Raw genomic sequence first — 13,570 nt, 5'->3', positions numbered from 1 at the left:
CGGCGGTTCCGTACCCCCGGGCGACGGAATTTTCCGCGCGCCGATTCCGTCACTATAGAAGCCGCCGATGCGACCAATCGATGAGGATCCGTCTTGACTGAGCAGCTGCGACTGATGGCCGTCCACGCCCATCCCGACGACGAGTCGAGCAAGGGCGCGGCCACCATGGCCAAGTATGTGTCCGAGGGGGTGGACGTGCTGGTCGTCACCTGCACGGGCGGCGAGCGCGGCTCCATCCTCAACCCGAAGCTCCAGGGCGACAAGTACATCGAGGAGAACATCCACGAGGTGCGCCGCAAGGAGATGGACGAGGCCCGCGAGATCCTCGGCGTCCGCCAGGAGTGGCTCGGCTTCGTCGACTCCGGCCTCCCGGAGGGCGACCCGCTGCCGCCGCTGCCGCAGGGCTGCTTCGCCCTGGAGGACGTCGACAAGGCGGCCGGCCGGCTGGTGAGGTCCATCCGCCGCTTCCGCCCGCAGGTCATCACGACCTACGACGAGAACGGCGGCTACCCGCACCCCGACCACATCATGACCCACAAGATCACGATGGTGGCGTTCGACGGTGCGACGGACGCGGAGAAGTACCCGGAGTCCGAGTTCGGTCCCGTCTGGCAGCCGTCGAAGGTCTACTACAACCAGGGCTTCAACCGGCCGCGCACGGTCGCGCTGCACGAGGCGCTCCTCGCCCGGGGCCTGGAGTCCCCGTACGGCGAGTGGCTGGAGCGCTGGAAGGAGTTCGAGCGCGCCGAGCGGACCCTGACCACGCACGTCCCCTGCGGCGACTTCTTCGAGATCCGCGACAAGGCCCTGATCGCGCACGCCACGCAGATCGACCCGGACGGCGGCTGGTTCCGCGTCCCCCTGGAGCTCCAGAAGGAGGTCTGGCCGACCGAGGACTACGAGCTCGCCAGGTCTGTGGTGGACACCTCCCTCCCCGAGGACGACCTCTTCGCGGGCATCCGGGACAATGCCTGACATGAGCGCACACCAGGCACTGACCCAGCTCGTCCCGATCGCCGCCAAGGAGTTCGACGAGAACAAGGTGACCCCCGGCGTCCTCGGGTTCATCGTCTTCGCCGTCATGGCGCTGGCCGTATGGATGCTGATGAAGTCGATGAACCGCCACATGGGCAAGGTCGACTTCGAAGAGGCCCCCGAGCCGGCGAAGACCGCCAGGACGGCCGAGGCCGCCGAATAGACCCCGCCGCCCGCCCGCGGCCCCCGCGCACGGGGGCCGCGGGCGGACCGCTGCCGTGAGGACCGCGGCCGCGGGTGTCGCGCGCGGGTCATGGGCGGGGCTCCGCCGGGGCCGGGACGCCCATCACCTCCCGGGCCGGGCGCGCCGGCGTGAGGCCCAGCGGCCAGGCCTGCCAGGGGGACTCCAGGCGGATGCCGCGCTCCAGCACCAGGGCCCAGGCCGCGAGGCTCTCGTCCAGTCGCGGGTCGCGCGCGGGGTGCTTGCCGTCCCGCAGGGCGGTCAGCTCCTGCTGGGCGACGACCGTGCCCACCTCCACACCGCCCGGTGAGGCGTACGGCAGCAGCGTGCAGCGCAGGAAGCGCGCCCAGTCCGCGCCGCGGCGGTCCTCGTACGAGGCGAACAGCTCCGCCGCCTCGTCGCACAGGGCGAGCGCCTGGGGCGCCTTGCCGTTGCCCGCGTCGATGACGGCCAGCTCCAGGCAGGTCCACGCTTCGCCGTGGGCGACCCCGATGCGGCGGAAGTCCGCGCGGGCGTCCACCAGGAGCTGGCGGGCGAAGCCCGAGTTGCGCAGGTTCCCCGTCTGCGCGGCGCGCTGGTCCCGGGTCAGGCGGCCCGCGTGGTGGCGGGCGCACGCCAGACCGTAGACGTCGCGCATCCGCGAGAACATCCCGCGCGCCCGCTCCAGCTCCCGGACAGCCTCGTCGACGTCGCCGCGCTCCTCCAGCGCCTGGCCCAGGTAGTACAGCGTCCACGCCTCACCGCGCACGTCCTCGTTCTCCCGGTGCCGCGCCAGGGCGGTGCGCAGCTGCTCCAGCGCCTCGCCCGCGTCGCCGGCCACCAGACGGACCCGGCCCAGCTGCGTCAGCGCCCACGCCTCGCCCCGCCCGTCGTGCGTCCGCCCGTACAGGTCGAGCGCCGCGCGCAGGGCCGTCTCCGCCGGCCCCACCTCGCCCGTCCGCAGGCGCGCCTGGCCCAGCTGGAAGCTCGCCCACGCCTCGCCGTGCAGCGACTCGCCCTCCCGGTGCAGCGCCAGCGACCCGTCCAGCAGGCTCAGCGCCTCGGCCACGTTCCCCCGGTCCCGCTCCACCGCCGCCAGGGCGTGCATCGTCCAGGCCCGGTCCGCCGCCAGCTCCGGCGCGCCCTGCAGCGCCAGCGCCTCCCGCAGCCGCGCCGCCGCCTCCGGCAGGTTGCCCTGGTGGTGCAGCGTGATGCCGAGCGAGCACAGGGCCAGGGCGGCGCCCGCGTCCTGCTGCGCCTCCTGGTACAGCGACACCACCGACGTCAGGGTCGTCCGGGCGGTGTCCAGCTCGCCCAGCTGGCGCGCCGCGATGCCCGTGCGCCACTGCACCGACCGCACCAGCAGCCCCTGGTCCACCGCCTCGGTGAGCTGCTGCAGCTCACCCAGCCGGTACAGGTCGCCGCGCAGCAGGCAGTAGTCGCACAGAGCGCCCAGCAGGTGCAGCACCGTCTGCCGGGAGACGCCCTCCGCGTGCCGCAGCGCCGCCGTGATGGACCCGGACTCGTCGTCCAGCCAGCGCAGCGCCGCGTCCAGCGACGCGAAGCCGTGCCCGTCGAAGCGGGTCCGGCCGACACGGGTGGACATCTTGCCGTCCACCATGCGGATCACCGCGTCGGCGAGCTCCGCGTAGTTGCGGATCAGCCGCTCCTGCGCGGCGGTGACCTCGCCCGCGTCCTCCTCCTCCCGCAGCCGCGCCGCCGCGAACGCCCGCACCGCGTCGTGGAGCCGGAACCGGTCACCGCGCACCTGGTCCAGCAGGCCGGCCCGCGCCAGCTGCCGCAGCAGCTGCTGCGCCTCCTCCTCCCCGGCCCCCAGCAGCGCGGCGGCCGCCGCCGCGCCCAGTGAGGCCCGGCCCGCCAACGCCAGCCGCCGCAGCAGCCGCCGCTCCTCCTCGTCCAGGTGCGTGGCGTACCGGGCGGCGACCACCCGCTCCACCGGACCCGCGCCTCCCGGCCCCCGCGCCAGCAGCCGGGCGACCTCGCCCGCCGGCGCCTCCGCACCGACCGCCGCCCCCGCCACCCGCAGTGCCAGCGGCAGCCCGCCGCACAGCTCCCGCAGCCGCTCCGTGGCCCGCGCGTCGTACGGGCCGGGCTCCCGGTCCCGGGCCGCTTCCCGCAGCAGCTCCTCGGCCCCCGCCTCGTCCAGGCCGCCCACCGCGAGCCGGTGCACCCACGCCGGCACGTCCTCGCCCAGCTCCAGCGGTTCGCGCGCCGTCACCAGCACCAGGCTGTCGGAGCGCTCCGGGAGGAGGGTGCGCACCTGGCGGGCGTCGTGCGCGTCGTCCAGCACCACCGTGACCGGCAGCCCGGTCAGGTGCTGGTGGTACACCTCGACCAGCCTGCGCACCTGGTGCTCCGCCGACGAGGAGTCCCGCAGCAGCAGTTGCTCGCGCGGCGCGCCCAGCCGGTTGAGCAGGTTCAGCAGCGCGTCCCGCGTCGTCAGGGGCGGTTCGTGGCCGCCCTCGCCGCGCAGGTCGACCAGGCACGCCCCGCGGAACAGGTCGCGCAGCCGGTGCGCCGCCCGCACGGCCAGGGCGGTGCGGCCCGCGCCGGGCTCGCCGTGCAGCACCACCACCACGGGACGGGTCTCGGTGGAGGCGCGCGCCGCCCGCACCCACCGCTCGATCTGCTCCAGCTCCGCGCGCCGCCCCGCGAACGGCGCGTCCGGCTCCGGAAGGTGTCCGTAGGACTGCTCCAGGGCCGCGCGCCGGCGGGAGACCGCGCTGCGGTCGAGCCCCCGCAGCTGCGGCGCCGCCTTCGGCCCCGGCTTCTTCGGGGCGGCCGCCGCCAGCATCCGCTGCTGGTCGAGGAACGGACGGATGCCCCGCACCTCCAGCGCCGTGAGCCACTCCAGCCGCAACTGCTCCGCACCGCCCGGCCGGCTCAGGGCGGCCGCCCTGCGCTGCGCGGCCGGCCAGTGTCCCGCGGTCGCCTTCAGCACCGTCGTCGCGGCCCCGGCGGCCGCCACCACCGCACCGGCGCCCAGCGCCGTGCCCGCCGCCGTGCCCAGGGCCAGGTCCGCGCCCACCGCCGCGGCCGCCGCGACGGCCGTCACCAGCGCGGACGTGCCCACGACCGGGCCGCGCAGCCGCTCCGCCAGCGGCTGCCGCCCGGCCTGCGCCTCCTCCAGCGCCCGTACGTACGCCTCGTACTCCTCGGCCGCGGGCGCGGCCAGCGCCTCCAGCGCGGCCCGCCCGCGCGCCAGCAGCACGGCCGCGTCGGCCCGGCCGCCCGAGCGCCGGACCTCCTCCTCCACGGCACGCACCAACAGCCGCTCCGCCTCCCCGCGATGGCCGTCCCGCAGGTGTCCGTCCCGCATCCGCTCGTCGCGCATGTGCGTCCCCCTCCGCCGCGTTCCGTCAGCAGGCCCGGCGACAAGTGTCCGTCGTACGGACGATCGGCGCGAGGGCCTGTGGACAACCCCGGGCCGGGCCGGGGCGCCGGGTCCGCTTCCCCCGTCCCGTCCGGCAGGATGGGTGGTATGGCGAACCGACTGGCCCATGAGACGTCCCCGTACCTCCTCCAGCACGCCGACAATCCGGTCGACTGGTGGCCCTGGTCGGAGGGGGCCTTCGCGGAGGCCCGGCGGCGTGGTGTGCCCGTGCTGCTGAGCGTCGGCTACAGCTCGTGCCACTGGTGCCACGTCATGGCGCACGAGTCGTTCGAGGACGCGACGACCGCCGCGTACCTCAACGAGCACTTCGTGCCGGTCAAGGTCGACCGCGAGGAGCGGCCGGACGTCGACGCCGTGTACATGGAGGCCGTGCAGGCCGCCACCGGCCAGGGCGGCTGGCCCATGACGGTGTTCCTCACACCGGAGGCCGAGCCGTTCTACTTCGGTACGTACTTCCCGCCGTCGCCCCGCCACGGCATGCCCTCCTTCCAGCAGGTCCTCGAAGGTGTCCGGGCGGCCTGGACGGACCGCCGCGAGGAGGTCGGCGAGGTCGCCGGCAACATCGTGCGGGAGCTGTCGGGGCGCTCCCTGGCCTTCGGCGGGGCCGGTGCACCCGGTGAGCAGGAGCAGGCGCAGGCGCTGCTGGGGCTGACCCGCGACTACGACGCGCGGTACGGGGGCTTCGGCGGGGCGCCCAAGTTCCCGCCGTCCATGGTGATCGAGTTCCTGCTGCGCCACCATGCCCGCACCGGGGCGGAGGGTGCGCTGCAGATGGCCGCCGACACGTGCGAGGCCATGGCGCGCGGCGGGATCTACGACCAGCTCGGCGGCGGGTTCGCCCGCTACTCGGTGGACCGCGAGTGGGTCGTGCCGCACTTCGAGAAGATGCTCTACGACAACGCCCTGCTGTGCCGCGTCTACACGCACCTGTGGCGGGCCACCGGCAGTGACCTGGCCCGGCGGGTGGCGCTGGAGACGGCCGACTTCATGGTGCGCGAACTGCGCACCGCGGAGGGCGGTTTCGCCTCCGCGCTCGACGCGGACAGCGACGACGGCACGGGCAGGCACGTCGAGGGCGTCTTCTACGTGTGGACCCCCGAGCAGCTGCGCGAGGTGCTGGGCGAGGAGGACGCCGCGTACGCCGCCCGGCACTTCGGCGTCACCGAGGAGGGCACCTTCGAGCACGGCTCCTCCGTCCTCCAGCTGCCGCAGAACGCCGGGGTCGCCGACGCCGAGCGGGTCGGGCGGATCCGGCAGCGGCTCCTCGACGCCCGCGACCGGCGCCCGCGCCCCGGCCGGGACGACAAGGTGGTCGCCGCCTGGAACGGGCTCGCGATCGCCGCCCTCGCCGAGACCGGCGCCTGCTTCGACCGCCCCGATCTGGTCGAGCGGGCCACCGAGGCCGCCGACCTGCTCGTACGGCTCCACATGGACAGCACCGCGCGCCTCAGCCGCACCTCCAGGGACGGACAGGCCGGCGCCAACGCCGGGGTGCTGGAGGACTACGGCGACGTGGCGGAGGGCTTCCTCGCCCTGGCGGCCGTGACCGGCGAGGGCGTGTGGCTGGAGTTCGCCGGGTTCCTGCTGGACATCGTGCTGGACCGGTTCACCGGCGAGGACGGTGCGCTCTACGACACGGCCCACGACGCCGAGCAGCTGATCCGCCGCCCGCAGGACCCCACCGACAACGCCGCGCCGTCCGGCTGGACCGCCGCGGCCGGGGCGCTGCTCGCGTACGCCGCGCACACCGGCTCCGAGGCGCACCGCACCGCCGCCGAGGGGGCTCTCGGGGTGGTCAAGGCGCTCGGCCCGCGCGCGCCCCGCTTCATCGGCTGGGGCCTCGCCGTCGCCGAGGCGCTGCTCGACGGGCCGCGCGAGGTCGCGGTGGTGGGCGACCCGGACGACCCGGGCGCCCGCGCGCTGCACCGCGCGGCGCTGGTCGCCGCCGCTCCCGGCGCCGTCGTCGCGTACGGGCGGCCGGGCGAGGGGGACCGTGCCGACGTGGAGTTCCCGCTGCTCAGGGACCGTCCGCTGGTGGGCGGGCGGCCGGCCGCGTACGTCTGCCGCCACTTCGTCTGCGACGCGCCCACCACGGACGTGGCCGGCCTCGAGGGGAAACTGTCCAGCGGACCCCGCTAACGATGTTTTTATCGGGATAGCCCCCTGAGTGTCGGTCCTGGCCTCTATCCTCGTCGGCACGAGGAGTTGAGAAGACTCCGCGCGCGTTCTGGGGAGGGCGCGGGCGGACGTCGTAGGGGGGCGTCGACGGCCAGGGGGGTCCTGCCGCGATTCGCCCCGAAGTGCCTTTGCACCGACCGAAGTGCCTTTGGGGATTGACTCGTCCTGCGGTGGCAGCGCCGTGCCTGTCTGCGCGCCCGCGCCGTCGTGACGGGTCCGAGGGGGGACCTTTCGTGCTCGTATCGCTGTTCGTCGCCGTCGTCTCGCTCGCGCTGTTCTGGATGGCCGCGTTCACGCTCTGGTGGCAGATGCACGCCTGGCGCACGCCGGAGACGCTCGCCGCCACCCGTTTCGCCAGTCCTGACGGCCGACAGGGCCTGTCGTTCTCGCTGTTGCTGCCCGCCCGGCACGAACAGCTCGTCCTGGAACACACCATCGACCGGCTCCGGGAGTCCAGCCACCGCGACTTCGAGATCATCGTGATCGTCGGTCACGACGACCCGGAGACCGCCGAGGTCGCCGAGCGGGCCGCCGCCCGCGACCCCGGCCGCGTACGGGTCGTCGTCGACACCCACGCCACCAAGAACAAGCCCAAGGCGCTCAACACGGCGCTGCCGTACTGCCGCGGCGACGTGGTGGGCGTCTTCGACGCCGAGGACCAGGTCCACCCCGAGCTGCTCGCCCACGTCGACCACGCCTTCACCGCCACCGGCGCCGACGTCGTCCAGGGCGGGGTCCAGCTCATCAACTTCCACTCCAGCTGGTACTCCCTGCGCAACTGCCTGGAGTACTTCTTCTGGTTCCGCTCCCGCCTCCACCTGCACGCCGCGAAGGGCTTCATCCCCCTGGGCGGCAACACCGTCTTCGTCCGCACCGACGTGCTGCGCGAGGCCGGCGGCTGGGACCAGAACTGCCTCGCCGAGGACTGCGACCTGGGCGTCCGCCTGTCCAGCAAGGGCAAGAAGGTCGTGGTCGCGTACGACGCCGACATGGTCACCCGCGAGGAGACCCCCGGCACCCTGATGAGCCTGCTCAAACAGCGCACCCGCTGGAACCAGGGCTTCCTCCAGGTCTACCGGAAGAAGGACTGGCGCCAGCTGCCCACCCTCGGGCAGCGGATGCTCGCCCGCTACACCCTGATGACACCGTTCATGCAGGCCTTCACCGGTGTCGTCATCCCGCTCAACGCCGCGGTCGCGTTCTTCCTCGACGTGCCCGTCGGCATCGCCTTCATCACCTTCCTCCCCCTGATCACCGCCCTGGTGACGTTCGTCTTCGAGATCGTCGGGCTGCACGACTTCGGCCGGCAGTACGGACTGCGGGTCCGGTTCGTCCACTACCTCAAGCTCATCGTCGGCGGCCCCTTCTACCAGCTGCTGCTGGCGGGCGCGGCCGTCCGCGCGGTCTGGCGCGAACAGCGCGGCCGCAACGAGTGGGAGCTCACCAGCCATGTCGGCGCGCACCTCGTCCGGGAGGAAGCCACCCGATGACCGCCACGCTGCCGGCCGCGAGCCCCGCGGCCCCCCAGACCACCGCCCCACCCGCCCCGCTCGACAAGAGACGGCTGCTCACCCGGCCCGAAGTCCGCTTCCGCGGCTCACGCCCCGACCTCGTCCTGTGCGGTGTGCTGCTGGTCGCGATCCTTCTCGTGCAGGGCTGGAACATCCAGCAGTACCCCACCCTCAGCGACGACGAGGGCACCTACCTGGCGCAGGCCTGGGCCGTGCAGAACGGCCACGGCCTCGCCCACTACACCTACTGGTACGACCATCCGCCGCTCGGCTGGATGCAGCTCGCGGCGCTCACCTGGATACCCTCCCTGATCGCCCCCGAGTCGATGACGGTCGCCTCCATGCGCTGCGCGATGCTGCTGGTCGGCGCCGCCTCCGCGGTGATGCTGTACGTGCTGGCGCGCCGGCTGTGGCTGCCGCGCTGGGCCGCCGGGCTGGCCATGGCGCTGTTCGGGCTCTCCCCGCTCTCCGTGGTCCTCCAGCGGGAGATCTTCCTCGACAACCTCGCCGTGATGTGGATGCTGCTGGCGTTCTGCCTCGCCGCCTCGCCCAGCCGCCACCTGTGGCACCACTTCGGGGCCGGGCTCACCGCCGCCGTCGCCGTCCTCACCAAGGAGACGATGCTCGTCGTCCTGCCGGCGCTGCTGGTGACCATGTGGCGCTACAGCCACCGCGACACCCGCAAGTTCGCCGTCACCGGCGCCATCACCGCCTGCGCGCTGATCGGCCTGTCGTACCCGCTGTTCGCGCTGCTGAAGGGCGAGCTGCTGCCCGGCGCCGGCCACGTCTCGCTGTGGGAGGGCGTCACCTACCAGATGAGCCGGCCCGGATCCGGGTTCATCCTCACCGACGGCACCGGCTCCAACGGCGTACTGGACTCCTGGCTGTACTACGACCGCGTGCTGCCGCTCGGCGGCCTCGCCGGCGCCGCCCTGCTCCTGGCCACCGTCCGCTGGTCGGTCACCGCGCGGGCACTGGCCGGACCCGCGCTGGCGGTCGCCATCCTGGCGCTGGTCGCGATGCGCCCCTCCGGCTACCTGCCCGCCATGTACGTCATCCAGGCACTGCCCTTCCTGGCCCTGGTCCTCGCCGGGGGCGCGGCGAGCGTCGCCCACGCCGTGCTCCGCAAGGGCCGGCCCCTGCCCCGGCTGGTGCCGGTCCGCAAGGCCGCCGCGGTGCTGCTCGCCGCCGGCGCCGCCGCGTACGTCCTGCCGCGCTGGTACGACGGCGACCGCACGGCCATGACCGCCGACGCCAACGCCCCCTACCGCGCCGCCGCCTCCTGGCTCGGCCGTGAGGTGGACGACCCGGCCGGCGCGCGCGTGCTGGTCGACGACGCGCTCTGGCTCGACCTGGTCCACGCCGGGTACCGGCCCGGGCTCGGCGTCATCTGGTTCTACAAGGCCGACCTCGACCCGGCGGTGACCAGGACCATGCCCCGCGGCTGGCGCGACCTCGACTACGTCGTCGCCTCCCCGACCGTACGGCGCGACGCCCGCGACCTGCCGAACGTCGCCGCGGCGCTGCAGCACTCGACGCCCGTCGCCACCTTCGGCGAGGGCGAGGAACGCATCGAGATCCGGAAGATCACCGGAGCGGAGGCCCGTTGACCATCCAGCCCACCGGCGCCGAACAGGCCGCCCCCGTCACGGCGGACCTCGCCGGGCAGGGCGCCGTCACCGTCGTCATCCCCACCTACAACGAGTCCGCCAACGTACGGGAGCTGCTGCGGCGCATCGCCGACGCGGTGCCCGCCCGGATCCCCTGCGAGGTCGTCTTCGTCGACGACTCCACCGACGACACCCCCGCCGTGATCGCCGACGCGGCGCAGGACTGCGCCTTCCCCGTCTCCGTCATCCACCGCGACACCCCCGAGGGCGGCCTCGGCGGCGCCGTCGTCGCCGGGCTGAAGGCCGCCGCCTCGGAGTGGGTCGTCGTCATGGACGCCGACCTCCAGCACCCGCCCGCCCTCGTCCCCGACCTCGTCGCCATCGGCGAGAAGGAGGACGCCGGCCTGGTCGTCGCCAGCCGGTACCTGCCGGGCGGCAGCCGCGCGGGACTCGCGGGCGGCTACCGCGTCGCCGTCTCGCGCGGCGCGACCTGGCTCGCCAAGGCTCTCTTCCCGCGCGCCCTGCGCGGCATCAGCGACCCGATGAGCGGCTTCTTCGCCATCCGCCGCGACGCCGTCACCACCGGCGCCCTCAAGCCCCTCGGCTACAAGATCCTGCTGGAGCTCGCGGTGCGGTGCCGGCCGCGCCGGGTCGCCGAGGTGCCGTTCGTCTTCCAGGACCGGTTCGCCGGCGCGTCGAAGTCCACGGCCAAGGAGGGGCTGCGCTTCCTGCGCCACCTCGTCGAACTGCGCACCGCCTCCCCGCTCGCCCGGATGGCCGCCTTCGGACTGATCGGCCTTACCGGCTTCGTACCGAACCTGGCCGCCCTGTACGTCCTGACCGGCGCCGGACTGCACTACCTGCCCGCCGAGATCGTCGCCAACCAGTTCGGCGTCGCCTGGAACTTCCTCCTCATCGAGGTGCTGCTGTTCCGCGACCGCCGCCACCACCGGCACCGGGCGGACCGGATCGGCCGGTTCGCGCTGCTCGCCAACGCCGACCTGGTCCTGCGCATCCCGCTGATCGCCCTGTTCGTCGGGCAGCTCCACCTCGCGGTGCTGCCCGCCACCGCCCTCGCGCTGCTGACCACCTTCGTCCTGCGCTTCGCCGGGACCGAGGCGCTGGTCTACCTGCCGCGCAAGGGCCGCACGGGTACCGGCCCCACGGCCGCGAGCCGCACAGGAAGGAACGTTCGATGACACCACCCGGACGCCCGCCCGCCCCGCCCCGCACCCCCCGGCGCAGGAGAACGGCCGCGCTGCTCGCCGTCGGCGCCATGACCTCCGGACTCCTCCTGGCCGCCCAGCCCCCGGCCGCCGCCGGGATCAACCTCATCAAGAACCCCGGCTTCGAGACCCCCGGCACCGATCACACCGGCATGCCGGAGTGCTGGTCCAGGTCCGGCTGGGGCGACAACGACTTCGCCTTCTCCACCACCACCGACGCCCGCTCCGGCACCGCCGCCATGAAGGTGGAGCTCACCCGCCGGGTCGACGGCGACCGCAAGGCCCTGATCACCGAATCGGACGCCTGCGCCCCGGCCGTCGTCGCCGAGCGGCAGTACGACCTGTCCCTCTGGTACAAGTCGACCACCCCGGACGCGGCGATCACCCTCTTCCGGCGCGACACCACGGCCGGCTGGCAGTACTGGACCGACCTCAAGACCCTCCCGGCGGCCGGCGCGTACACCCGCGCCGAGGTGCGCACCCCCGTGGTGCCGCCCGGCACCGACAAGATCGCCTGGGGCGTCTCCGTCTTCGGCACCGGCAGCGTCACCACCGACGACTACGTGATGGAGGAGGTCACCCCGCCCGCGCCCGACCCGGTGTGCACCGGCACCGCGGAGGAGTGCGCCCGGGGCAGGTGGGAGGTCCTCCCGACCAGGAACCCCGTCCGTTCCATGCACTCGGTCGTGCTGCACAACGGCAAGGTGCTGCTGATCGCCGGCTCGGGCAACGACCCGGAGATGTTCAAGGCGGGCACCTTCACCTCCGCGGTGTACGACCCGGCGAACGGCTCCTTCACGACCATCCCCACCCCCGCCGACATGTTCTGCGCCGGCCATGTGCAGCTGTCCGACGGCCGGGTGCTGGTGATGAGCGGCAACAAGGGGTACCCCTCCGCCGACGGGCGGATCGGCTACCAGGGCCTGAAGGACTCCTACGTCTTCGACCCGGTCACCGAGACGTACACCAGGACCAACGACATGCACGACGGGCACTGGTACCCGTCGGCGACGATCCTCGGCAACGGCGACGTGATCTCCTTCGGGGGCCTGAAGGAGGACTCCACCGGCAATGTGACGGCGGAGAAGTTCTCGGCCGCGCAGAACAAGTGGCTGCCGGTCAACGAGGTCAAGCAGACCTGGTCGTACTGGGGCCTGTACCCGTCCATGATCCTGATGCAGGACGGGCGGCTGTTCTACTCCGGCAGCCACACCTTCGGCAACGGCACACCGGGCACGGGCGCGTCGATCTACGACTACGACGCCAACACCATCACCGACGTACCGGGCCTGCGGAACAAGGACGAGCGGGACGAGTCTGCGAGCGTCCTGCTGCCGCCCGCCCAGGACCAGCGGGTGCTGACCATCGGCGGCGGCAACAACGAGCGCAACCCCGCCGCCAACCGGCTCACCGACATCATCGACCTCAAGCAGCCGGACCCGCGGTACGTCGCGGGCCCGCCGCTCCCGCAGGGCCTGGTCGACCAGGGCGCGGGCAAGCGGCCGCAGACCGGCGACGAGGGCAAGATGTACGTCTCGGCGGTGCTGCTGCCCGACGGCAAGGTGCTGGAGACCGGCGGCGCCCTGCACGACCGGGCCGACCCGGTGTACGAGGCGTCGCTGTTCGATCCGGCCACCGACACCTACCGGGCGGGCATGGCCGCCGACCCGGTGCCGCGCGGCTACCACTCGTCGGCGTTCCTGCTCCCCGACGGCCGGGTGATGGCGGTCGGCGACAACCCCGGCAACGGCTCGTACAACCACGACGTGTCGCTCTACACGCCGCCGTACCTGCTCAAGGGCGCGCGCCCGCGGATCACCTCGGTGATCGACGGCCGCTGGAACTACGGCGACACCCAGCGCATCACCGTCGACCGGCCGATCGCCAAGGCGGAGCTGATCCGCCCGGCCGCCGTGACGCACTCCTCGGACCCCAACCAGCGGTTCGTCGACCTGCCGCTGAGCGTCATCGACGACCGGGCGGTCGACCTGAACGTCACCGGCAACCCGAACCTCGCCCCGCCCGGCTGGTACATGCTCTTCGCGGTCGACGCGAACGGCATCCCGTCCGTCGCGCAGTGGGTGCACCTGGGCGGACCGGCCGCGATGGCGGCGGAGGCGGAGCGGACGGCGCACGTCCACGACTTCGCCGGTGAGCTCGCCGCGGCCCCGAAGAAGCCGCTGAAGAAGCGGGACTCCGCCCCGGTGAGCCCGCGGATCGCCGGTTGTGACCGGCACTACGGAGCGGCCGGGGTGTGCGTACCGACGGTGTTCCCGCGGTCGGTGAAGGCGACGACGAAGGCCCGCTGCGAGTGGCTGGCGTCCCACGACTACGGGCGCCTGAAGGTCAACGGCGCGGACGACCCGCTGCGGCTGGACCCGGACCGGGACGGCCTCACCTGCGGAAAGGGGGATGTCCGCAGGCGCTAGGGAGCG

General features: G+C 73.5%; 8 protein-coding genes. 7 read left to right on the top strand and 1 reads right to left on the bottom strand.

Going from position 1 to position 13,570, the window contains the following annotated elements:
• Positions 1 to 93: 93 nt before the first annotated feature.
• Both mca and ACIA79_RS10415 read left to right on the top strand, forming a co-directional pair.
• The gene (mca, locus tag ACIA79_RS10420) at positions 94 to 975 is read left to right on the top strand and encodes a mycothiol conjugate amidase Mca (protein WP_399427757.1); all 882 of its coding nucleotides are present in this window, start codon (positions 94 to 96) and stop codon (positions 973 to 975) included.
• A gap of 1 nt (position 976) precedes the next feature.
• Positions 977 to 1,198: a hypothetical protein gene (locus tag ACIA79_RS10415; protein WP_399427756.1), complete on the top strand. Its 222-nt coding sequence runs from the start codon at positions 977 to 979 to the stop codon at positions 1,196 to 1,198.
• 88 nt (positions 1,199 to 1,286) lie between these two features.
• Here the strand turns inward: ACIA79_RS10415 and ACIA79_RS10410 are convergent, their stop codons facing one another.
• Complete coding sequence (locus tag ACIA79_RS10410) at positions 1,287 to 4,550, bottom strand: tetratricopeptide repeat protein (RefSeq protein ID WP_399427755.1); 3,264 nt, start codon at positions 4,548 to 4,550, stop codon at positions 1,287 to 1,289.
• Between the two features lie 147 nt (positions 4,551 to 4,697).
• On the opposite strand from ACIA79_RS10410, the gene ACIA79_RS10405 reads away from it, so the two are divergent.
• From ACIA79_RS10405 to ACIA79_RS10385, 5 genes are all read left to right on the top strand, one after another.
• A complete protein-coding gene (locus ACIA79_RS10405; RefSeq protein WP_399427754.1) occupies positions 4,698 to 6,749 on the top strand; it encodes a thioredoxin domain-containing protein in 2,052 nt (683 codons plus the stop codon).
• A gap of 272 nt (positions 6,750 to 7,021) precedes the next feature.
• On the top strand, positions 7,022 to 8,278 hold the full coding sequence (locus ACIA79_RS10400; RefSeq protein ID WP_399427753.1) for a glycosyltransferase: 1,257 nt from the start codon (positions 7,022 to 7,024) through the stop codon (positions 8,276 to 8,278).
• A complete protein-coding gene (locus ACIA79_RS10395; protein WP_399427751.1) occupies positions 8,275 to 9,909 on the top strand; it encodes an ArnT family glycosyltransferase in 1,635 nt (544 codons plus the stop codon). The genes ACIA79_RS10400 and ACIA79_RS10395 overlap by 4 nt, the downstream gene beginning before the upstream one ends.
• The gene (locus tag ACIA79_RS10390; RefSeq protein ID WP_399427750.1) at positions 9,906 to 11,108 is read left to right on the top strand and encodes a glycosyltransferase; all 1,203 of its coding nucleotides are present in this window, start codon (positions 9,906 to 9,908) and stop codon (positions 11,106 to 11,108) included. Before ACIA79_RS10395 ends, ACIA79_RS10390 begins: the two co-directional genes overlap by 4 nt.
• Positions 11,109 to 11,185: 77 nt before the next feature.
• The gene (locus ACIA79_RS10385) at positions 11,186 to 13,564 is read left to right on the top strand and encodes a galactose oxidase-like domain-containing protein (protein WP_399427839.1); all 2,379 of its coding nucleotides are present in this window, start codon (positions 11,186 to 11,188) and stop codon (positions 13,562 to 13,564) included.
• The last annotated feature ends 6 nt before the right edge of the window (positions 13,565 to 13,570 follow it).

The sequence above is a fragment of the Streptomyces sp. NPDC051310 genome, assembly GCF_044455245.1.
In the GTDB taxonomy this organism is placed as follows: domain Bacteria; phylum Actinomycetota; class Actinomycetes; order Streptomycetales; family Streptomycetaceae; genus Streptomyces.
This window is presented reverse-complemented; position numbering and strand designations above follow the sequence as displayed.

Bases quoted from the DNA above. Each gene is read 5' to 3' on its own strand.
- ACIA79_RS10395 (WP_399427751.1), top strand. From the start codon at position 8,275: ATGACCGCCACGCTGCCGGCCGCGAGCCCCGCGGCCCCCCAGACCACC.
- ACIA79_RS10415 (WP_399427756.1), top strand. From the start codon at position 977: ATGAGCGCACACCAGGCACTGACCCAGCTCGTCCCGATCGCCGCCAAG.
- ACIA79_RS10385 (WP_399427839.1), top strand. From the start codon at position 11,186: ATGACCTCCGGACTCCTCCTGGCCGCCCAGCCCCCGGCCGCCGCCGGG.
- ACIA79_RS10410 (WP_399427755.1), bottom strand. From the start codon at position 4,550: ATGCGCGACGAGCGGATGCGGGACGGACACCTGCGGGACGGCCATCGC.
- ACIA79_RS10405 (WP_399427754.1), top strand. From the start codon at position 4,698: ATGGCGAACCGACTGGCCCATGAGACGTCCCCGTACCTCCTCCAGCAC.